The organism is Pseudomonas sp. TH32, from assembly GCF_016650855.1.
Taxonomy (GTDB): domain Bacteria; phylum Pseudomonadota; class Gammaproteobacteria; order Pseudomonadales; family Pseudomonadaceae; genus Aquipseudomonas.
This window is the reverse complement of the sequence record NZ_JAEKFA010000002.1, coordinates 2,690,367-2,710,695: the sequence shown is the minus strand read 5'-3', so window position 1 is coordinate 2,710,695 and position 20,329 is coordinate 2,690,367. Positions and strand designations below refer to the sequence as shown.

At 62.1% G+C, this 20,329-nt stretch carries 22 protein-coding genes; 6 read left to right on the top strand and 16 right to left on the bottom strand.

The window, feature by feature from the left end; all coding sequences use genetic code 11:
• Positions 1-36 precede the first annotated feature (36 nt).
• Both JFV30_RS16115 and JFV30_RS16110 read left to right on the top strand, forming a co-directional pair.
• The gene (locus tag JFV30_RS16115) at positions 37-198 is read left to right on the top strand and encodes a DUF2986 domain-containing protein (protein WP_010172128.1); all 162 of its coding nucleotides are present in this window, start codon (positions 37-39) and stop codon (positions 196-198) included.
• Positions 199-244: 46 nt separating this feature from the next.
• Positions 245-778, top strand: a complete 534-nt coding sequence (locus tag JFV30_RS16110; RefSeq protein WP_201124588.1) for a hypothetical protein — start codon at positions 245-247, stop codon at positions 776-778.
• Here the strand turns inward: JFV30_RS16110 and JFV30_RS16105 are convergent.
• Positions 773-1,213, bottom strand: a complete 441-nt coding sequence (locus JFV30_RS16105) for a winged helix-turn-helix transcriptional regulator (protein WP_003215603.1) — start codon at positions 1,211-1,213, stop codon at positions 773-775. The genes JFV30_RS16110 and JFV30_RS16105 overlap by 6 nt on opposite strands.
• Before the next feature lie 109 nt (positions 1,214-1,322).
• Between JFV30_RS16105 and JFV30_RS16100 the strand changes: the two genes are divergently transcribed.
• The gene (locus JFV30_RS16100) at positions 1,323-2,102 is read left to right on the top strand and encodes an SDR family oxidoreductase (RefSeq protein ID WP_201124587.1); all 780 of its coding nucleotides are present in this window, start codon (positions 1,323-1,325) and stop codon (positions 2,100-2,102) included.
• Positions 2,103-2,111: 9 nt separating this feature from the next.
• Here the strand turns inward: JFV30_RS16100 and JFV30_RS16095 are convergent, their stop codons facing one another.
• The 5 genes from JFV30_RS16095 to JFV30_RS16075 all read right to left on the bottom strand — a co-directional run bounded on the left by JFV30_RS16095 (position 2,112) and on the right by JFV30_RS16075 (position 8,244).
• Positions 2,112-3,677 (bottom strand): DHA2 family efflux MFS transporter permease subunit, encoded by a 1,566-nt coding sequence (locus tag JFV30_RS16095; protein WP_201124586.1) that lies wholly within the window; start codon positions 3,675-3,677, stop codon positions 2,112-2,114.
• Positions 3,674-4,783 (bottom strand): HlyD family secretion protein, encoded by a 1,110-nt coding sequence (locus JFV30_RS16090; RefSeq protein ID WP_201124585.1) that lies wholly within the window; start codon positions 4,781-4,783, stop codon positions 3,674-3,676. Before JFV30_RS16090 ends, JFV30_RS16095 begins: the two co-directional genes overlap by 4 nt.
• Positions 4,784-4,805: 22 nt before the next feature.
• Positions 4,806-5,327, bottom strand: coding sequence for a winged helix-turn-helix transcriptional regulator (locus JFV30_RS16085; protein WP_201124584.1), 522 nt, complete (start codon positions 5,325-5,327; stop codon positions 4,806-4,808).
• A gap of 151 nt (positions 5,328-5,478) precedes the next feature.
• Positions 5,479-6,909: an MFS transporter gene (locus JFV30_RS16080; RefSeq protein WP_201124583.1), complete on the bottom strand. Its 1,431-nt coding sequence runs from the start codon at positions 6,907-6,909 to the stop codon at positions 5,479-5,481.
• A 150-nt stretch (positions 6,910-7,059) separates the two neighbouring features.
• Entirely contained in the window at positions 7,060-8,244 is a 1,185-nt protein-coding gene (locus JFV30_RS16075) for an MFS transporter (protein WP_169388911.1), read from the bottom strand.
• 94 nt (positions 8,245-8,338) lie between these two features.
• Here JFV30_RS16075 and JFV30_RS16070 point away from each other — a divergent pair, with 94 nt between their 5' ends.
• Positions 8,339-9,232, top strand: a complete 894-nt coding sequence (locus JFV30_RS16070) for a LysR substrate-binding domain-containing protein (RefSeq protein WP_201124582.1) — start codon at positions 8,339-8,341, stop codon at positions 9,230-9,232.
• Between the two features lie 9 nt (positions 9,233-9,241).
• Here the strand turns inward: JFV30_RS16070 and JFV30_RS16065 are convergent, their stop codons facing one another.
• The 6 genes from JFV30_RS16065 to JFV30_RS16040 form a co-directional block, all read right to left on the bottom strand.
• Positions 9,242-9,712 carry an Lrp/AsnC family transcriptional regulator gene (locus JFV30_RS16065; RefSeq protein ID WP_010172103.1) on the bottom strand — a complete coding sequence of 157 codons (471 nt, stop codon included), beginning with the start codon at positions 9,710-9,712 and terminating at the stop codon, positions 9,242-9,244.
• A gap of 26 nt (positions 9,713-9,738) precedes the next feature.
• Complete coding sequence (locus JFV30_RS16060) at positions 9,739-11,046, bottom strand: NAD(P)/FAD-dependent oxidoreductase (protein ID WP_201124581.1); 1,308 nt, start codon at positions 11,044-11,046, stop codon at positions 9,739-9,741.
• 80 nt (positions 11,047-11,126) lie between these two features.
• Positions 11,127-11,966, bottom strand: a complete 840-nt coding sequence (locus tag JFV30_RS16055) for a transporter substrate-binding domain-containing protein (protein ID WP_201124580.1) — start codon at positions 11,964-11,966, stop codon at positions 11,127-11,129.
• A gap of 65 nt (positions 11,967-12,031) precedes the next feature.
• Positions 12,032-12,796 (bottom strand): amino acid ABC transporter ATP-binding protein, encoded by a 765-nt coding sequence (locus JFV30_RS16050; protein WP_201124579.1) that lies wholly within the window; start codon positions 12,794-12,796, stop codon positions 12,032-12,034.
• A gap of 15 nt (positions 12,797-12,811) precedes the next feature.
• A complete protein-coding gene (locus JFV30_RS16045) occupies positions 12,812-13,777 on the bottom strand; it encodes an amino acid ABC transporter permease (RefSeq protein WP_201124578.1) in 966 nt (321 codons plus the stop codon).
• A gap of 254 nt (positions 13,778-14,031) precedes the next feature.
• Positions 14,032-14,652: a hypothetical protein gene (locus tag JFV30_RS16040; RefSeq protein ID WP_010172092.1), complete on the bottom strand. Its 621-nt coding sequence runs from the start codon at positions 14,650-14,652 to the stop codon at positions 14,032-14,034.
• A 475-nt stretch (positions 14,653-15,127) separates the two neighbouring features.
• Here JFV30_RS16040 and JFV30_RS16035 point away from each other — a divergent pair, with 475 nt between their 5' ends.
• Positions 15,128-15,784, top strand: coding sequence for a peroxiredoxin-like family protein (locus tag JFV30_RS16035; RefSeq protein ID WP_201124577.1), 657 nt, complete (start codon positions 15,128-15,130; stop codon positions 15,782-15,784).
• On the opposite strand, the gene JFV30_RS16030 is transcribed toward JFV30_RS16035, so the two are convergent.
• The 4 genes from JFV30_RS16030 to JFV30_RS16015 all read right to left on the bottom strand — a co-directional run bounded on the left by JFV30_RS16030 (position 15,781) and on the right by JFV30_RS16015 (position 18,993).
• Positions 15,781-16,668: a LysR family transcriptional regulator gene (locus JFV30_RS16030; RefSeq protein WP_201124576.1), complete on the bottom strand. Its 888-nt coding sequence runs from the start codon at positions 16,666-16,668 to the stop codon at positions 15,781-15,783. The genes JFV30_RS16035 and JFV30_RS16030 overlap by 4 nt on opposite strands.
• 71 nt (positions 16,669-16,739) lie before the next feature.
• On the bottom strand, positions 16,740-17,990 hold the full coding sequence (locus JFV30_RS16025) for a flavin-containing monooxygenase (RefSeq protein ID WP_169388904.1): 1,251 nt from the start codon (positions 17,988-17,990) through the stop codon (positions 16,740-16,742).
• 108 nt (positions 17,991-18,098) lie between these two features.
• Complete coding sequence (locus JFV30_RS16020) at positions 18,099-18,542, bottom strand: type II 3-dehydroquinate dehydratase (RefSeq protein WP_201124575.1); 444 nt, start codon at positions 18,540-18,542, stop codon at positions 18,099-18,101.
• Positions 18,543-18,558: 16 nt separating this feature from the next.
• Positions 18,559-18,993, bottom strand: a complete 435-nt coding sequence (locus JFV30_RS16015; protein WP_010172082.1) for a RidA family protein — start codon at positions 18,991-18,993, stop codon at positions 18,559-18,561.
• Between the two features lie 217 nt (positions 18,994-19,210).
• Between JFV30_RS16015 and JFV30_RS16010 the strand changes: the two genes are divergently transcribed.
• Positions 19,211-20,185, top strand: coding sequence for a LysR family transcriptional regulator (locus JFV30_RS16010; RefSeq protein ID WP_010172080.1), 975 nt, complete (start codon positions 19,211-19,213; stop codon positions 20,183-20,185).
• Positions 20,186-20,329: the final 144 nt, after the last annotated feature.

The window sequence follows — 20,329 nt, the reverse complement described above, 5'->3', positions numbered from 1 at the left end:
CCACGGCAAGCACTGATTACACACCGGATAGAAACCATGAATCGTCAAAAAAAACTACAGCAGCTGTTCAAGGCCAAGGCCAAAAAGGCCAGTGCCAAACTGGCGCCGGCCCGCAAGGACAAGTACATCAGTAAAGCAGACCGCCTGAAACTGGCGGCTGAATCTGCTGATGAGACGGTTGTTTCTTCTGAGAGCTGATCCAGAAGGCCTAAGCATCATCCGATAGGGAATCGACGGAAAAACCATGAACTCTGCTCAACGCGCGATTCAGCACTACATACTCGCCAAGGACGGCAACCGCCCGCATTTGCTCAGCCGGGCGTTCGTTCCGGACGCGATCCTGGACATGGTGGTGCGCACCGGGTCCATCTCGTTTCCGCCCCACGTCGAAGGGGTGGACGGCATCGGCGATGTGCTGGTGAGGCGGTTCGGGCAGACCTTTGAAAACGTCTATACGTTTTGCCTGGGGGCGCCACCGGAGGCGGGGGCCAAAACCTATCAGTGCCAATGGCTGGTGGGCATGTCCGACAAGAGTTCCGGCGAAGCCCGGGTAGGGTGTGGTGTGTATGAATGGCAGTTCAATGCCGAAGCGGGGCTGGTCGAAAGGCTGACGATCACCATCGAGCATATGAAGACACTGCCGGCGTCAGACCTGGGGAGCGTGATGAGCTGGGTGTCCCGCCTGAGTTACCCATGGTGCAGCCCGCAAGCCGCCGTGAGCGAGGCCCCCGATATTGACGGGATTGGAGAGGTGCTCCAGTACTTTGCGGCCTTATGACTCGGTGTTGCACCGTAGGTCGAAATCCGCCCGTGCCTGTTCAATCTCCTCCAGATTGTTAGCCGCCCAGACCCACACGCCACAAAAGGCGGCACCCAGCGTAAAGCCGAGGGTTGTCAGGCTGTATTCAACCTTCGGCGGCACGACGGGGTAGACCTTGCGCACCACCAGGCCGTCCCTCTCCATTCCTCGCAAGGTCTGCGTCAGCATCTTCTGGCTGATGCCGCCGACTCGCTCACTCAAGCGCGTGAAGCGCAGCGGCGTCGTCTCGATCAAGGCTTCAAGAATCAGCATGGTCCATTTGTCCGCAACGCGGCCTATCAGGTCGGTCACCAGGGGCGCGATCCGTGGGTCCAGGTCCTTCGGGGGCGTTTGCCGGGCATAAAACTGGGCGGCGGCAATCTGCTCATCGGTAAAGCCAGGGTGTTTGTTCATCCGTTGGACACTCTCTTTCAGGTGCGTATAGATCTTTTGGGTGCCTACTTACTTAAGGCCAGTATATCCCTCAAGCTCGTTGCGTGTGACCCACCATTGGAGAGCGTCGATGAAGATGACCGGACGAACAGTGCTAGTGACGGGAGGTTCGAGTGGTATCGGGCTTGAACTTGCCCGCCAGCTTGTGGCACGAGGCAATACCGTGATCGTGACGGGCCGCGATCAGCACAGGCTGGACGAGGCGCGGAAACTACTGCCGAGTCTGCACACGTTTCAAAGCGACGTGCGCGACCCCGCCAGCATCCAAACGCTGTTTGCGGCAGTCACCGGTCAGTTCCCTGGGCTCGATACGCTGGTGAATAACGCGGGCGTGATGCGCAACATCAAGCTGGCCGGGGAGCGGGTGCTGGAGGACGTGACTGAAGAGATCGAGATCAACCTGAATGGCCCGATCCGGATGATCCAGCAGTTTCTTCCCTGGCTGCTCAAACACCCGCGCGGTTTGATTATTAACGTCTCGTCCGGGCTGGCGTTTGTGCCGTTTCCGGCGGCGCCCGTCTACAGTGCGTCCAAGTCGGCATTGCACGCTTACACCCAATGCCTGCGAGCACAGCTTCAGCACAGCGCCGTCACCGTGGTGGAGCTTGCCCCGCCCGGCACCGAAACACCGCTGCTCAGGGCCGAGTTCGCGGAAGAAATGAAGAACGAAAAAGGCATGGACCCGGTGCTGATGGTGCAGCAATGCATTCGGCAAATCGAAGCCGGCCAACTGGAAATAAGCCCGGGCCTGAGCAAGGTGCTGAAGGTGGCCAGCCGGGTTGCGCCTTGCCTGATATTCAAACAGATGACCAAGCTCAGCCGGCTGGCGCCGCTGCGGCCTTCAACATGATCGGACGACTCAATGCGCATCCGCAGACGGCTGCTTCGGCGGCTGCACCTTGCGCATCAACGGCACCAGCAACACGGCGACGATGAAGCACACCATGATCATCAGGAACGCGTCCGCATAGGTCAGCGTTTGCGCCTCGCGCCAGGTCAGCGCCCACAGCTGACTCAGCGCGAACTGGCTGGCGTCCAGGCTGTTTTGCCCAAGCAACTGGGCGTTACCTGAAAGCTGCTCAAGCCAGACGTTCATCGATTCGTTCCGGATGTTCAGGTGCTCAGCCAGGCGCAAGAAGTGCAGGTTGGTGCGGTCGTTGAGCACCGTGGCGCAGGCGGCGATGCCGATGGCGCCGCCGAGGTTGCGCATCAGGTTGAACAGGCCCGAGGCGAGTTTCAGCCGGTCGGGGGCCAGTGCGCCGAGGGTCAGGGTGACCACGGGCGGCACTGCCATTTGTTGGGCAAAACCGCGTATGGCCTGGGGCAGCAGCAGCTCCTTGGCACCCCAGTCGTGGGTGATGGGGGAGAAGTCCCACATCGACAGGGCGAACAGCGATAACCCAAACATCAGGATCCAGCGCAGGTCGAAGCGATTGGCCAGTAGCGCGTACACCGGGATCGCCAGCAACTGGAACACCCCCGTGGAAAACACCGCCAGGCCGATATCCAGCGAGCCGTACCCGCGCACCCGGCCGAGAAACAGCGGCGTGAGGTAGATGGTGGCGAAAATGCCGATGCCGGTGATGAATGAAAACAGGCAGCCCAGGGCGAAGTTTCTGTCCCGCAAGGCGCGTAAATCGACAATCGGCTCCTTGATTTCCAGGCAGCGCCAGATAAACAGCCCGCCGCTGACGGCGGCGATCCAGGCGGTGGTGGAGATGGTGCTGTCACTGAACCAGTTCCAGCGCGGGCCTTCTTCGAGGGTGTACTCCAGGCAGCCGAGAAACACCGCCATCAACGCCATGCCGATATAGTCGGCGCCCTTGAGCAATGACGGGTTGGGGCGGTCGACCTTGACCAGCATCGTCACCGCAAAGGTCACAAACAGGCCGGGCACCAGGTTGATGTAGAACAGCCAGTGCCAGGAGGAAATATCGGTAATCCAGCCGCCCACGGCGGGGCCCAGCGTGGGGGCCAGGGACGCGATGGCGCCGATGGTAGACGCGGCGATCACCCGCTGTTTGCCGTTGAAATACATGAACGCGGTGGTGAACACCAGCGGGATCATCGAGCCCCCCAGAAACCCCTGCAAGGCGCGAAACGCGATCATGCTCTGGATGTTCCAGGCCATCGCGCACAGCAGGCTGGTCAAGGTAAACCCGGCCGCCGAGGCGGCGAACAGCCAGCGCGTGCTCATCACCCGCGAGAGCCAGCCCGACATGGGGATCACGATGATTTCCGCGATCAGGTAGGCGGTCTGTACCCACGCCGTGTCGTCCGCGCCGGCAGACAGCCCGCCGCCGATGTCTTTGAGCGAGGCGGACACGATCTGGATATCGATCAACGCGATGAACATGCCCACGCACATGGTGGCGAAGGCTGCGACCTTTTGCGCCGTGCTGAGGGCGGGCAACGGGCTGTTCATAGCTGGGCCTTGAGTGCGCCGGCCTGGTCGTCGAACGCTTCCTGGGTGTTGACCTTGGCCATGACCGACAAGCCCGGGCGCAGGGCGCCAAAGTCGGCGTCGCGGCTGTCCAGGCGCACGCGTACCGGCACGCGCTGCACGATCTTGGTGAAGTTGCCGGTGGCGTTTTCCGGTGGCAACACACTGAACTGCGCGCCGGTGGCAGGAGCCAGGCTCTCGATGTGCCCGTGGAATTCGCGACCGGGGAGGATATCGGCGCGGATGCTTACGCTTTGCCCAACCTGCAGGCGACCCAATTGGTCTTCCTTGAAGTTGGCGTCCACCCACAGCCCCTTCGCCGGCACCACCGAGATCAGTTGGCTGCCGGCCGCGGCGTAGGCACCGACCCTGGCGCGGCGGTTGCCCACATAGCCGTCCACCGGGGCCCGCAGGTCGGTGTAGCTGAGGTTCAACTGCGCCTGGTCGCGTTCGGCCTGCGCCTGTTGCAGTGCGGCGCGAGCCTGGCCGCGCTGGGTTTCAATCACGTCGATTTGCCGGCGTGCCGCCATTAACCCGGCTTGCGCCCGGGAGTGATCGGCGCGGGCGGTCTTCCACACGGCGTTGACCCGTTGCGCGCTTTCGACCGACACGGCCTGGCTGCGCACCAGGTTCTGGTAACGCGTCTGATCGTCGCCGGCCCGTTGCGCCTCGGCGTCGGTGGCGTCGATCTGCGCCCTGGCCTGGTTGATCACCGCCAGTTGCAGCTGTTCGGTGGCGTCCAGGTTGGCGAGCGCGGCCTGTTGCGCGGCCACGGCGCCGTCGGCTTTGGCCAGGGCGGTGCGGTAGTCGCGCACATCGATGCGGGCCAGCACGTCGCCGGCGTGCACGAACTGGTTGTCCTGCACGGCCACTTCGCTGATATAGCCGGGCACTTTGGCGCTGATGACGGTCACATCCGCCCCCACGTAGGCGTCGTCGGTGTCTTCAACAAACCGGCTGACCAGCCACCAGTGGCTGGCGTACCAGACGCCGCCCGCCACGGCCAGGGTCAGCAGCCCCAGGCGCAGCACCTGTTTGTGCCGGGATGTTTTGGTGGGTTCGGGCACAGCGCTGACTTGAGCGTCCATGGCGAAATGACCTCATTGAGTATTAGTGGGGGAAGGGGCTGACCAGTTGGTCTTTTTCGGCGTAGGCCCGGCCGGTTCGCGCGCGCCACAGGGTCAGGGGTTCGGCGTCGGCGGCGACATGCACCCGGTGGCCCTCGCGGGTGATGGGCTTGCCGGTGTTGGCATCCATCAACGCGAGTTTCACGGGGCGCCCGGTGGCTTCATCGGCGAGAAACACCTTGGTCGAGCCTTCGGCATGCCGTGCACCCCAGGCCATCAGCGTGAGAATGACCTGGCGCAGCTCCCGACCGGCTTCGGTGAGGTGGTACTCGTGGCGCGGCGGGTTGTCCTGGTACGGGCGCCGCTCCAGCAAACCGTGGGTCACCAGGGCGTTCAGGCGGCGGGTCAGGGTGTTCGAGGCGATCCCGAGGCTCTGGAGGAACTCATCGAAACGGCGCAGCCCGTAGAACGCATCCCGCAGGATCAACAGGCTCCAGCCATCACCAATGTGCTCCAGGGCACGGGCGACCGGGCAGGGCATGGGTTGGAAACTGGCTTTTTTCACGATGATCTCCGGGATCTGTTGCTAAATATTACGAGAGTAATATTGCACAGTGGATTTCATAATGAAAGTCACTCGGAGAAAAATTATTGCACGCACAAAAAAGCCCTGACGGGCAGGGCTTTTCAAAGGAGGTGCCAGCGGATTTTCAGGTTCAAGACACCGTTAATGCTTCCCCGGCGCTGGCCTTGGTCCGCGTTGCGCGCAGCGCCATCACCAGGGCCAACACCGGTGCCAGGGTAAACAGGGCGAACAGCCAACGCGCCGCATTGGCGACGCCGGCAGTGCTTGCCACGTCATTGATGCCCGCCATGTTCGAGATCACTCCCGCCAAGGCCGCGCCCATGGCCATGGCGAACAGTTGCAGGGTGGTGATCGACGACGCCGCCGTGTCCTTATCCTGCTCCGACGCCACTTGCAGAATGCGCGTCAGCAGGTGCGGCCAGCCCAGGCCGATACCGAAACCCACCAGGAACAGCCCCAGGCAAATAGGTGCCAGCAGCATCCAGTCCCCATGACCGGCGATGGGTGTGGTGATCGCCAGAATCACCAGGCCCACCACGATAAACAGCGGCCCGGCGAGGATGGCGCGGTGTGGACCACGGCCGGTCCAGCCGGAGCTGAGGATTTCCGCGACAGTCCAGCCGGCCGCCATCAGCGCCGCCATGTAGCCGGCAATCAACGGTGACTGGCCATGCAGGTGCTGCAGAAAGTACGGCATGAAAATCTCGCTGCTCATGCCGATCACCAGCAAACAGGTGGTCGCATACAGCGCGCAGAGCGGGGTGCTGAACTTCAATGCATCCCTGGGCAACAGGCGGACTGTGGCGTTGGACTCCTTGCGGATCAGCAGCCACACCAGCACGGCACAGATCGCGATGCCCAGCAGGTTCCAGCTCGGCAGCGACGAGACGCTGCCCGCACACACCGCCAACACCGCGCCGGCCAACAGCACCAGTTGCGGTACCGGCAAGCGGGCGGTAGCCGTCGCTGCAGTATCGCGTGGGGGCAGGGCGCGACTGGTGAGCACCATGTACGCCAGGCTCACCGGCACCATCGCGCCGAAGGCCAGGCGCCAGGCGTCCATCTCGGCAAACACGCCGCCCACCGCCGGCCCGACCAGCGTCGCCACGCCCCACATGCCCGACACCAGCGCCATTGCCCGCGGCCACAAACGCTCTTCGAATACCCACTGGATCATCGAATAACACAAGGCCAACAAGACCCCGCCGCCCAAGCCCTGGATGAAACGCCCCGCGAGCATCACCGGCATGCTCGGCGCCAGCGCGCAGATCAACACGCCCACCATGAACACCAGCGTCGCCACGGCATACGCCAGCCTTGGGCCGGTGCGTTGCAGCAATTTGGAGGTGAGTGCGGAACCGAGGATCGAGGCCACCACGTACAGCGTGGTACTCCAGGCGTACAGCTCCAGGCCGCCGATTTCGGCGACCACTGACGGCAGGATGGTGGTGGCGATGTAGGTGTTGGTGGCATAGAGCGCTATGCCACCTGAGAGGGCGATGGAACGGGTGGCGTTCTTGCCGCGGAGCAACTCGCCCCAACTGCTGTCTTGGGTGTGCATCAACGATTCCTTGTAATGCATTCGCGGCGCAAGCCGGCGAAAGGCATAAGCATCAGGCTTGGTTTAATTAACCAAGTTTATGCTTGGAATATTGAAGCGAGGCTGATTATTTTGCAAGCGATGACTTGGCGTTTCGTGGAAACCCATCCTTCACGCCTGCGCCACCTCACGACCCGTACGTGAACCCGCACGTCGCGAGCGCCAGCCGAGAACCAGCACCATCAGCAAGCCCAGGCCCGCCATGATTGCGCCAGCCAGGGAAATCGCGGGGTAGCCCAATCCCGCGTTGAGCACCGCCCCACCCAGCGCCGCGCCGATGGCATTGCCGAAGTTGAACGCGCCGATGTTCATGGCGGATGCCAGGTTCGGTGCATCCTTGGCCGCTTCCATCACGCGCATCTGCAACGGTGGCACCAGCGCAAAGCTGGCTGCGCCCCACAACAGGATCGACAAGGCGGCGGGCAATGGCCATTGCATGAGTACCGAGAACGCCAGCAGCACGGCAATCAGCACCACGAGGGATGTGATCAAGGTGCGGTCCACCGAACGGTCCGCCGATTTGCCGCCCCAGACGTTGCCAAGGGTCAGGCCGATGCCGAACAGCACGAGCATCCCGGTGACGAAGTTGGTCGAGGCATGGGTGACATCCCGCAGAATCGGCGCGATGTAGGTGAACACCGTGAACATCGCACTGGAGCCCACAACGGTCAGAGCCAGCGCGGCAAGCACCGGACCACGGCCCAGCACGCGGATCTCGGCCATCAGGCTGCCGCCTTTGGGGGCCGGCGCATTCGGCAGCGCCCACCACAGGGCGGCCATGACCATCGCGCCGAGCCCGCTGATGCCCCAGAACGCGGTACGCCAGCCGAAGTTCTCACCGAACCAGGTGGCCAGGGGCACGCCGCCAATGGTTGCCAGGGTCAGCCCCAGGAACATCGCCGCGACGGCCCCCGCGCGTTTGTCTGGCGCCACCACGCTCGCGGCCACGATCGAACCGATGCCGAAGAATGCACCGTGGTTCAACGAGGTCACCAGTCGCGCCATCATCAGGGTCTGATAGTCGGGCGCCAACGCCGACAGCAGGTTACCCAGGGTGAAGATCGCCATCAGGCCGATCAGCAGGTAACGGCGTGGAACCCTGGCGGTCGCGAGGGTCATGATCGGCGCGCCGATCAGCACGCCCATGGCGTAGGCGCTCACCAGCAACCCGGCGGCGGGAATGGACACATCAAGATCGCTGGCGATCCCGGGCAACATGCCCATGGGGGCAAACTCCGTGACACCGATGCCGAAGGCGCCGATGGACAGTGCTAAAAGCGGTGGGTTGATACGCATGGGTGACTCCTCATCTGTGTGCCAAATGCTACAATCCTGCCTTTTCCAGCAGTAGCCCCAGATGGGCCACGACAGCTTTGCGTGGAGCGCACAAATGGACATAGGCGGGCGGTCAGGGGAGATGGCGGTATTTGCCAGGGTGGCGGAGCAGGGCAGCCTGTCGGGCGCGGCGCGTGCCTTGAGCCTCACGCCGTCGTCGGTCAGTCGGATCATCGCGCGCATCGAGCGGCGAATCGGTACCCGGCTGCTGCTGCGTACCACCCGGGCGATCACGCTCACCGCCGAGGGCGAGGCCTACCTGCGCGGCGCACGGCGCATCCTGGCAGACATGGCGGAAATCGAAGACGCAATCACCGACCAGGGCGTGCCCCGGGGGCGTTTAAGAGTCAGCGCGGCGCTGGCCCACGGGCGGCTGTCGATCGTGCCGCTGATTGCCGCATTCAGCGCGCGCTACCCGGCCATCGTGGTGGATCTGCTGCTGGGGGATGAAGTCGTGGACATCCTGGGTGGGCAAGCGGACGTGGCGATTCGCTTTGGCCTGTTGGCCGACAGCCCGTTGACCGCGCGCCTGATCGGGTCTACCGGGCAGCTCATCGTGGCCTCACCGGACTATCTGCTGCGCAACGGCACACCGTTGGTGCCCCAAGACTTACTCGACCACAACTGCCTGCGTTTCAACTTTCGCCGGGCAGCGCCCGATTGGCCGTTTCGCCAGGACGGGCGCAATTTTTCGCTGAAAGTCGCCGGTACGATCGAGGGCAACAGTGGGGAAGCGTTGTCCCAGTTGGCGAGGCTGGGCGCAGGCATCGCGCGCATTGGCGCGTTCAGCGTGGCCGACGATGTGAAAAGCGGCCATCTGGTGTCGCTGCTTGAAGCCTATAACCCGGGAGACCGGGAGCCGATTCACGCGGTGTTCGTCGGCGGCGCGGCGATGCCGGCGCGGGTGCGGGCGTTTGTCGATTTTTTGGTGGAGCATCATCAGGCGTGACCGGGCACTTCACACCGTCAGTTTTCGACTGAACTTGGTTTCCATCACGATGTGGGAAGCCGTGTGCGCCACCCCCTTGATCATGTTGATGCGGGTGAGCTCGGCGTTGAGTTCACTCAGGGTCGTAGTGGCCAGGTGAATGATGAAGTCGGATTCACCCGAGACCGCATACACGGCCTGCACCGCTTCCATCTTGCGCAGCGAGGTCATGACATCGGTGTAGCTCTTGTTGGTGCAGGAGGTCATGGTGAAGCAATTGATTGTCTGCTGAAGCCGGTCCTGGTCGATGCGCACGCTGTAGCCGGTGATCACCCCGGCCTTTTCCAGGCGGGTGATCCGCTCCTGCACTGAAGAGCGCGACACCCCGAGCTTGCGGGCCAATGACGCGGTGGGTTCGCGTGCGTTGGCCTGCAGCAGGCCAAGCAACTGCCGGTCCTTGTCGGTGAGGTTAAACAGTGGACCGGGATTCTGCGTTTCCATGGACACGTCCTTGACCTCGCTCGGGTTCAGTTCTTGTGAGTTGCCCTGTGTTGCGAACGCCTTTCCTGAAACATGTCCATCATCTTCAGGCCCGCGTACACCGTTTGTGCGGCCGCCGGACCGAGGGGGCCGCCGTTCCATTCCAGGCCGTAGGCATCAAACAGACGGTAGCGATCGGTTTCGCCACAAATCGCCTCGGCGATGACGCGTGCGCCGATCGGCGCGGTGTTCATACCATGGCCACCAAATGATGTACATGTCCACAAGCCTTTCCCGAGCGGGCCAATGTGCGGCATTTTATGCCGCGCATAGCCCATCAGCCCGGACCAGGCTTTTTCGATCTGGAGGCCGCGCAACTGTGGGTAAACGTCGAGGATGTCTTGCGTCAGCAACTGCCCCAGGCGTTTTTCATCTTGCAGGTTGCGGGTGGTGATGCGACCGCCCCACAGCAGGCGATCACCCTCGACGATTCGGTAATAGTCCGAGGCCCGGCGGTTATCGCCCACTGCATCGCTGGTACACACGGCCTCCGCCAGGCGATCGCCCAGATGCTCGGTCAGCACCGCGTAGGTTGCGATGGGCAGGAAGGCGCGGCGCAGTTTGCCGAACTCCGGCCCGCCGTAGCCGCCGCAGCAGTACACCACCTGGGCACAATCGACGCTGCCCTGATCGGTGACGACCCGGTGTCGTCCGTTGCGGCTTTCGACGCGGGTCATGGGCGAGCGTTCATGGATTTTTCCGCCGCTGGCTTCGATAAGCCGGGCCAGGCCGAGGCAGTAATTCAAAGGGTGGAAGTGAAAGCCATGGTTGTCTCGCAGTGCCTGGAAATACCGCTCGGTCTTGAGCTTTTCGCGCACCGCCTGGCGGTCCAGGTAGTCGAGGTGAAAGTCGAAATCCGCGGCCATTTTGTCGCGCATGCGCTGCAGGTTCTCGCCATCCTCGTAGCGAACCACGCTCAGTTTTCCGGGCGTGGGTGTACAGCCCGGGAATTGATGAGCGGCGAGCATGCCCCGAACAATATCGACGCCTTCGAGCGACAGTTTGAACAGCGCGGCGGCTGTCGGTTTGCCGCAGCGCCGTTCGATGGACGACAACCCTTCGGACCAGCCTTGAAGCACAAAACCGCCATTGCGCCCCGACGCTCCCCAGGCCACACGGCCCGCGTCGAGCAGCACCACGGACTGCCCGCGCGAAACCAGCTCCCACGCGGCGCTCAACCCCGCCAGCCCGGCGCCGATGACGCACACATCGGCCTGGACATTGCCTGACAGCGCCGCACGCTCAGTCGTCTCGCGCATCGTGGCGGTGTAGTAATTGTTGTTGTAGGTGTACATGAAGTCCGTCGTCCTTTTTCGCGGCGCAGGCGTACAGCGCGCCGCGTCGAGGACGGGCGCCTGTATGACCTGTGGGGTTTTTATTGCACTTGGGTGAGGTCGGCGCCGTACCATTTTTCAGACAGCTGCTTGAGCGTGCCGTCGGCTTTCATGTCGGCGACGATCTTGGTCAGCGCGCTATTGAACGCGTCATCGCCCTTGTCCACGGCGATGGCCAGGGGTTCGTAGTAGGCCGGTTTGCCTTCGACCCTGACGATGGGATAGCCATTCTTGATGGCCGCGACGATGGTTGGAAGCGCGGACAGGGTAGCGTCCAGGCGGACCCCGTTACCCATGCGCAGGTCATCCAGCGGGCCCATGCTGTCGCCGTACGTGCGAACCTCGCCGGGTGTGACGTCATAGGTAAACGGCGGCACATCGGCGGCGTCGATCTTGAGACGACGATTGATGTAGTCCTCCGAAGTCGTACCGGCCTCGACGCCGATAATCTTGCCGTTCAGGTCCGCCGGTTTGACCCCAGCAGCGTCCTTGTGCACGGCAAATACATACGGCGTGTAGTAGTAGATCGCGGGGAAGTCGAGCACCCGGGTGCGCTCGGTGGTGGGGGTCATGGAGCCCACCGACAAGTCCCAGCGGTTCGACCAGCGGCCTGCGGTGATGATCCCGTACTCGGGCGTCACGAAGTCGACTTTGCTGCCCAGGCGTTTGCCGATCTCGCTGGCGACGTCGATATCAAACCCTTGCAGTTTATTGTCCGGCCCCAGGAACGATTGCGGTGGCCAGTTGGCGGAGGTGGCCACTTTGATCACCTTGGTTTCATGGATACGGTCAAGGGTCGAGCCCGCCCAGGCGGTGCCTGTGAGGCCGGCGAGGGCGGTGGCGACAGTGGCTGCGGCGACGAAGCGGGTGAGCGAGATCATGGGTAAGCCTCCAGATATCGTGAGTGCGGATTTTTGTTGTTTTGGTCGATGTCCGACGATGCTTCTCAGTGGCTGAGAATCTGCGACAGGAATTCCCGGGCACGCTCGTGCTGCGGGTTGTCAAAAAACTCGGTGGGCTTGGCCTGCTCGATGATGCAGCCCTGGTCCATGAAGATGATTCGGTCGGCAACCCGTCGCGCGAACCCCATCTCGTGGGTGACGCAGACCATGGTGATGCCGTCCTGGGCCAGTTCGCCCATCACGTCCAGCACTTCCTTGACCATCTCCGGGTCAAGGGCGGAAGTGGGTTCATCGAACAGCATGATGCGCGGGCGCATGCACAGGGCGCGGGCAATGGCCACGCGTTGCTGCTGGCCGCCCGAGAGCTGGCTGGGGTATTTGTCGGCCTGGTTCCCGATGCGCACTCGGTCAAGGTATTCATACGCCAGTTCCCGCGCCTGCAACTCGCTGAGTTTGCTCACCAGGCGCGGCCCCACCATGAGGTTTTCCAGCACTGTCATGTGCGGGAACAGGTTGAACTGCTGGAACACCATGCCCACCTGGCGCCGTATGCCCGCCACGCAGGCGGCATCACGGGTCAACTCGGTGCCTTCGATAAACACGTGGCCTTTCTGGAAGTCTTCCAGCAGGTTCAGGCAGCGAATCAAGGTGGACTTGCCGGAACCCGACGGCCCGCACACCACCACGATTTCACCGCTGGCAATGTGCAGGTCGATGCCCTTGAGCACATAAAAATCGCCATACCATTTGTGCATGTCTTGAATCGAGATGGCGGGATACGGAGCAGGGGCTACTGAAGGCTGATTCATCGTCATGCTCCTGGTTCAGCGATGGGCGCGGTTGAAGTGTTTTTCCAGGCGGGCCTGAACGGTTTCCAGCACGATCGACAGCAGCCAATACAGCACGGCGGCAGTGATGAGCATCTCCAGGTGGCGGAACTCGGCGCGTCCCTGGGTTCGCGCGAGGAACATGAGCTCCCAGACCCCGATCACCGACACCAGCGAACTGTCCTTGAGCATCGAGATGAACTGGTTGCCTGTTGGCGGAATGATCAGGCGCATGGACTGCGGAAGAATCACCCGGGTCATGGTCTGGAAAGGATTCAGGCCAATCGCCCGCGACGCCTCCCACTGGCCCCGCGAGATACTGCTGATACCGGCACGGAAGATCTCCGTCATGTAGGCGCCATAACACAGCGAGAGTGCCAGGATGCCTGCCGGAACCGCCCCGACGACATAACCGAGTTGAGGAATGCCGAGGTAAATCAGATAGATCTGGATGAGCAGCGGAACGCCGCGGAAAAACGAGGTGTAGAAGCTGGCAATCGCAATTGCGAAGCCGTTGGAAGACAAGCGTGCGGTGGCGCCCAACAAGGCCAGGACGAACGCAATCGCAATCGAAATCGCCGACACATAGACGGTGGTGAACACCCCTTGGGTGATCATGAAACCGATTTTGGTCGCGATAAAACTGTAGGAAAGGTTGAAGGTATCGAAGAACAACAGGAACAGCACCAGCAACTCGCACCACACCGTGATGATCTGCGCGCGCAAGGGAAAGCGGCCGAGGATGAACAGGTTCAGCACCACCGTCAGGGTGAACGTGCCGCCCACCGCAATGTCACGCGCCAGCGGTGCCTTGAGGTCGAGAACGATGGGCCCCATCAAGTGGGAAAGGCGGCCGTCACCCACACCGCAGACCAGTGTGATGATGAAAATCACGACGGCGACTGCACCCATGAAGGCGGCGCTGTCGGTCATGCGGGTCTTGACGATATGGTCTTTGTACATGGCTTACGCGCCCCGGGGTGAGCCCCTGTATTGTTGTCAGTCCATTATGGGTTGGCGAAATGCCGGGCGGCACCCTGCGGATTGTTGGGATTGGCGGTTTTTATGGGCGTATGTGGGGAGGGGAGCCATACATCTGATGGCTGGAGTCATCAGGTTTTGCCGGCATTCATTTTGCGCCAGACTCATGCGCATTCATCGCGGGGAGAAAATAGGGGGTCAGACCACCTTCAGGTGATGGTGGTCTGCCCCCATTCTCACTTGATGAGGTCAGGCCGAGTGGACTTGAGCATCGCTGCACTGACCGTGCCTTGAACCGAGCAGGTGACCATACCTTTGCTGGTCTTGGTCACGTCTTGCGGCGCAGGTTCTACCATCAATATCCGTTCTGCCGTATCGGTGACCAGCTTGCCTGCATTGTCATCGCCGTTTTCCGGTACCCAGGCTGACTGCTTGTGCGACCAGATTTGCGCGCGGGCGTAAATCCCGTTGGCGCTCTCCAGGTTGCTGCCGGGTACTTTATTCAACTGGGCGTAAAGCTCATCGGGTGCCTGCTGGGTGTAGAAGCCCCAGCCAATGATGCGTGAGCCCATCAGGTCCTGGTCTTCCACAAAAAAGCCGGTCAACGCGACACCACTCAGGGTGACCGGCGTATCGAACACCCACCGCTGCCCCATGTCTGTCTTGGTTCCGCCACTGAACGTCATCTTGCCGTTGGCCAGTGCACTGGGAATGCGTTCCTTGAGACCCGGCTGATTGACCACGGCCAGAGAGTTTTCGTCACAGGCGAGAAACGTTTGCAGTGGGGGCGTGGCGGCGAAGCTGCTGGCGCAAGTCACCAGCGCGGCGAAAGGGAAGAGCAGTTGATGCCATTTCATTGAGTGACTCCTGGGGTAGAAATGAAGATTTTCTATGCGACACCTCAGGAACACGCGAGCCCTGGTGAGTGGGTGGGACTGCGTGTAGCCGAGGATGGGTGGGAGCGTTTGTTCTCTGTTAAACGTCCAGTACTTGCAGGCATAGGCCGTTGAGAGTTCCCGTCATAGCCAGTGTGTCGGCAAGGGAGGTGAAGACATGAGTCAGGGTTGGTCAAACCGACTGCGCCAGTAGATTCGTAAAATTGGGTCGCGAAGCGGGCCCGGAAAATGGGACTGCTGCGCAGTCCAGCGCGAGCAAGCTCGCTCACCACAACAAGCTCGCTCACCACAACCAGCGCGCTACCCACAGGGATCGCATTCCGCCGAAGAATAGTTCCTATGCTCTCGGCCTCTCTACTACCGCACCCTGCAAACAGCAATGCTGGTCTGGCGATCAAAACCGGGCGGTCAACCGCCCCCATGCCAGGAACCGAACATGACTCTTCAAGCAAAACTCGATGCCTTCAACGCGGACTTCGTCGCCGGCAAACCACCCTACAATGCGCCGCCCCAGGTGCACGTGGTGATGAAACGCGCCACCGACGAACTGATCGCCACCGGCCAGGCCGAACGCGCGCTGAAGGTCGGCGACAAGGCCCCGGCCTTCAAGCTCAACGACCCCGACGGCAATCCTGTTTCCTCGGTGGATTTGTTGGCCAAGGGCCCGCTGGTGATTACCTTCTACCGTGGTGTGTGGTGCCCGTACTGCAACATGGAGCTGCAAGCGCTGGAGGAGGCTTTGCCGGCATTCCGAGAGCTGGGTGCAAGCCTGGTGGCGATCTCTCCGCAGAACAACGTAAACAGCCGCAAGTCGGTGCGCGAGAACAAACTGAGCTTCCCGATTCTGTCCGACACCCTGAGCGACGTGGCCGATGCCTTCGGCCTGCGCTTCAAGTTGCCCGACTATCTGGTGGACTTGTACAAGTCGTTCGGCAATGACCTGCCGGCCTTCAACAACAACCCGGATTGGGTGTTGCCCATGCCGGCGCGCTTCGTGATCGGCCAGGACGGCGTGATCACCTACGCTGAAGTCAACCCGGACTACACCCGTCGCCCGGACCCTTCCGAGTTGCTGCCCGCGTTGCAGGGTTAACGGTTTTCCATCAACTGTTCGACAAAGTCGACAAACGCCCGGGCCTTGGCGCTTGCCATGCGCCCGGTGGGGAAGATCGCCCACAGGTCCAGCTCCGGCAGCGCCCAGTCTCCAAGCACCGCCACCACCTCGCCACTCGCCAGCTCAGGGGTGAACATCCATTCTGACGAGATGGTGAGGCTGTAGCCCGACAACACCGCCGTGCGCACACCCTCGGCCGCGCTCACCCGTATACGGCCGGAGAGCGTGGCGGGCTGTTCGGTTCCATCTTTCTTGAAGTGCCATGCGGTGCCACCGCCGCCCAGCGTATAGATCACGGCCTCGTGATCGGCCAGTTCGGCGGGGGATTGGGGCACGCCGCAGCGTTGGAAATACGCCGGCGTCGCCATCACCAACCGCCGGCACTGGGCGATTTTTCTCGCGGTCAGATTCGAATCGCTGAGGTTGCCCATGCGCAACGCAACGTCGATCCCTTCTTCAATCAGGTTCATCGAGCGGTCGTCCAGGCGCACGTCGACATCCAGCTGCGGGTGCTGCTCCAGGAACGCGCCAAGGTGGGGAAGAATGTGCAACCGGGCGAAGGTGGTCGCCGCTGAAATCCGCAAGGTGCCGGTCAGCCCGGCCGCCGACCCGCGAGCGGCGAGTTCGGCTTCATCTGCGCCTTCGATCACCTTTTTGGCGTGCTCGAAAAACAGCGTGCCGGCCTCGGTCGGCGTCAATCCGCGCGTCGAGCGGATCAGCAGGCGTACGCCCAGGTGTTCTTCAAGCTGTGCGATGGTTTTTGAAATGGCGGGTTGCCCGACCTCCAGGCGCCTGGCCGCCGCAGAAAACGAACCGGTCTCTACCACGCAGACATAGGTTTCCATTGCCGCCAGCCGATCCATCCTGTTGTTCCCCGCAATGACTCATCTCTTTGCAGGCAGTCTGCCGGGATTGCCTGGGGCACGCCAGTGCCTCACGGCTTGCGATAGGCCTTGTAGTCGTTCTGCAAGACGATATGGTCGGCCACGTACTTCGCATCGTGCCAAACCCCGTAGATGAACGAAGACGCGCGGTTCACCAGGTTCGGTAAACCCAGGAAGTAAATCCCGCTCTCCGCCGAGATCCCGCGCTTATGGAAAGGCTCGCCTTTCTCGTCAAACGCATTCACCTTCAGCCAGCTGAAATCGAAACTGAAACCGGTGGCCCACAGGATCGTGGTCACACCAGCCTCTGCCAGGTCCAGGCTGAGGATCGGGTTCACCAGGCATTGCGGGTCAGCCAGCAGTTCCCACGCTTCAGGCTCCGGCGCAAACTCCAGGCCGTTCTGCTCGATATAGGCGTCGGCGTCCCGCAACACATCAAAGTAGGCACGGTCACCTTCGGCCACGTTGGCCGCGAGCCCCGGCTCAAACTCCATCACGCCTTCATTCCACGCCCGGGTTACGCCCACCAGCGTAATGCCCATGTGCGCCAGGCGGCGGAAGTCGACCGTCTTGCCGCCTTCATAACCACTGACGGCGAAGGCCACATGTTTTTTCTTCGGCTGGATTTTGACCTCGTCCCACAAGCCCAGCGCGCCCAGCCACCAGCAGTAATCGCGGCCACGGTAAGCACGGGGAGGGCGGTAGTGTTCGCCCACCGAGAGGTACACCGTCTTGCCGGCCTTTTGCAGTTCTTCGGCAATCTGCGAGCCCGATGCTCCAGCGCCGACCACCAACACGGCACCTTCAGCCAGTTGGCCGGGATTCTTGTAGGCGGAGGAATGAAGCTGCTGCACCCTGGCGTGTTCCGGCACCAGTTTCGGGATGGACGGCCGTTGGAAAGGCCCCGTCGCGGCGACCACGTTGGTGGCCTCGATCACACCCGCCGAGGTGGTCACCTTGAACCCGGGCCGCCCCACATGACGTTCCACTTGCTGCACTTCAACTCCGGTACGTACCGGCGCCTTCAGCATCTGCACGTACTCTTCAAAGTATGCCGCCATGCGCTCTTTCGGCGGGAAGCTCTCCGGGGAGATACCCTCGAATTTCAGGCCGGGAAACCGGTCGTGCCAGGCTGGGCCGTTGGCGACCAGCGAGTCCCAGCGCTCCGACCGCCAGCGCTCGGCGATGCGGTTGCGCTCCAGCACAATGTGCGGCACGCCCATCAGTGAGAGGTGCTCACTCATGGCGACCCCCGCCTGGCCCGCGCCCACCACCAGGGTGTTGATTGTTTCAACTGACATGTGAGCTTCCTAAAGTGAGCAACCATCGACGGCTGCCAGTGTGATCAAGCGCCAGCCAGCCGCAAATGATGCTTTTCGAACGTAGAGGTTAGGCAAAACCAAAGCGCTTCAATCGGTCTCCAGAAGCTCGGCCACCGCTGTCAGGGCCAGGCGATAGCCGAGCGCGCCGAGGCCTGCGATCACGCCGGTGGCCGCTTTGGACACGTAAGAGTGATGACGGAAAGCCTCGCGCTTCCAGATGTTGCTCATGTGGGCTTCGATGATCGGGCCGTCAAACGCCAGCAGCGCATCCAGGATCGGCACCGAGCTGTAGGTCAGGCCGGCGGCGTTGATGATGATCGCGCGGGCGTTGAGGCGAGCCTCCTGAATCCAGTCCACCAGCACACCCTCATGGTTGCTCTGGCGAAACGCCAGGGTCAGGCCCAGCTCCGTGGCGTGGCGCTGGCAGCGTGCTTCGATGTTGGCGAAGCTTTCGCTGCCGTAGGTGCCGTTTTTGTCCAGCCCGTACAGGTTGGCGTTGGGGCCGTTGAGGAAATACACAGTGCGGGGCATGGGACACTCCAGGTCGTCAGGTTGGCTGGCCCGGGTTCCAGTCATCCGGCACCACGGCGATCACGTCGATTTCCATCAGCCACTCCGGCTGGCCCAACCCCGAAATCACCAGGCCGGTGGAGATCGGGAACACGCCCTTGAGCCATTTGCCGACCTCCCGGTACACCGGCTCGCGGTAGCGCGGGTCGATCAGGTAGGTGGTGGTCTTCACGATGTGCGACAGGTCGGAACCGGCTTCTTCCAGCAGTTGCTTGACGTTTTTCATCGCCTGTTCAGCTTGCGCCCGCGGGTCGCCGAGGCCGACCAGGTTGCCCTCGAAATCGGTGCCGATCTGGCCGCGCACATAAATGGTGTTGCCGGCGCGCACGGCCTGGCACAGGTCGTTGTCCAGCGCCTGGTTGGGGTAGGTCTGCTGGGTGTTGAACATGCGAATACGGGTATGGGTGGGCATTGCTGGCAACTCGTCGGGTACGGAATAAATCCAGCTTCACATTGGCCCCGCTCGCGCGAAACCAGCATTTGCGCGAGGTAATGCTTAGGCAAAACCGAAGCGCTGCACCTGAGCTTCGGCGTAGGGCGAAAGCCGCACCCGGCATGAACCATGCACAGCTGTGGTTCAAGCCGTCGGCGCCAGCCGGGTGTCGGCCTGTTGATGGAGTGGAGGCGTGATGCTCAGTCGTATTACCCAGCGCCAACTGGAATATTTCGTGGCTTCCGGTGAGGCAGGCAGCATCAGTGCCGCGTCTGAACGCATTCATGTGTCGTCGCCGTCGATCTCGGCGGCGATCACCCATATGGAGGCCGAGCTGGGCATCCAGCTGTTTGTTCGGCACCACGCCCAGGGCATTTCCCTCACCGCGGTGGGGCGCCAGGTGATGCAAGAGGCCAAGCTGATCCTGGAGCAGATGACCAACCTCTACACCATCGCTTCCGAGTCGCTGAATACCGTGCGCGGCCCGCTGCGGGTGGGGTGCCTGGAATGGCTGGCGCCGATGATCACCCCCGAGCTGGTGTTCGGTTTTGGCCGGGCGTTTCCGGGCGTGCGCCTCACACAGGTCGAGGGCAACCACGAGGAAATGCTGGAAAAACTACGCAGCGCCGAGATCGATATCGCCCTGACCTACGACCTGGTGACCAGTGAGGACATCGACTTCCAGCCGCTGGCGCAACTGCCGCCGTATGTGATGGTGGGCGAGTACCACCCGCTGGCGAGCCTGTCGGCGGTGAGCATGCTCGACCTTGAGGACTACCCGGTGGTGCTGCTGGACACGCCCTGGAGTCGGGAATATTTCCTCAGCTTCTTTATGCAGGCGGGCACCACCCCGAACATCATCATGCGCTCCAGCAACCTTGAAACCGTGCGTTCCATGGTCGCCAATGGCATCGGTTATTCCTTCGCGAACGCCCGGCCCAAAGCCAACCTTTCCCAGGACGGCAAGCGCTTGATCCGCCTGCGGTTGTCCGGCCCGCACCGGCCGATGCAGCTGGGGTATGCCACGGCGAGCAATACCCAATTGTCCCGGGTGGTGTCGGCGTTTGCCGAGCGTTGCCGCATGTTCGTTTCAGACCAGTACATCCCGGGCATGGCAGCCCCCAGCTTTTTCGATGCCCATGCGGTGCGCAGCCTTAACACGGTGAGCTGAACGGCCTGCTTTCTTGCTTTTCTGTGGGAGCTGGCTTGCCTGCGATGCGGGCACCTCGGCCTTGCAGGTACAGCGCGGCGATGCCATCGCAGGCAAGCCAGCTCCCACAAGGGATTGTGTTTGCAGCGCACCAAAAGGTGGCGC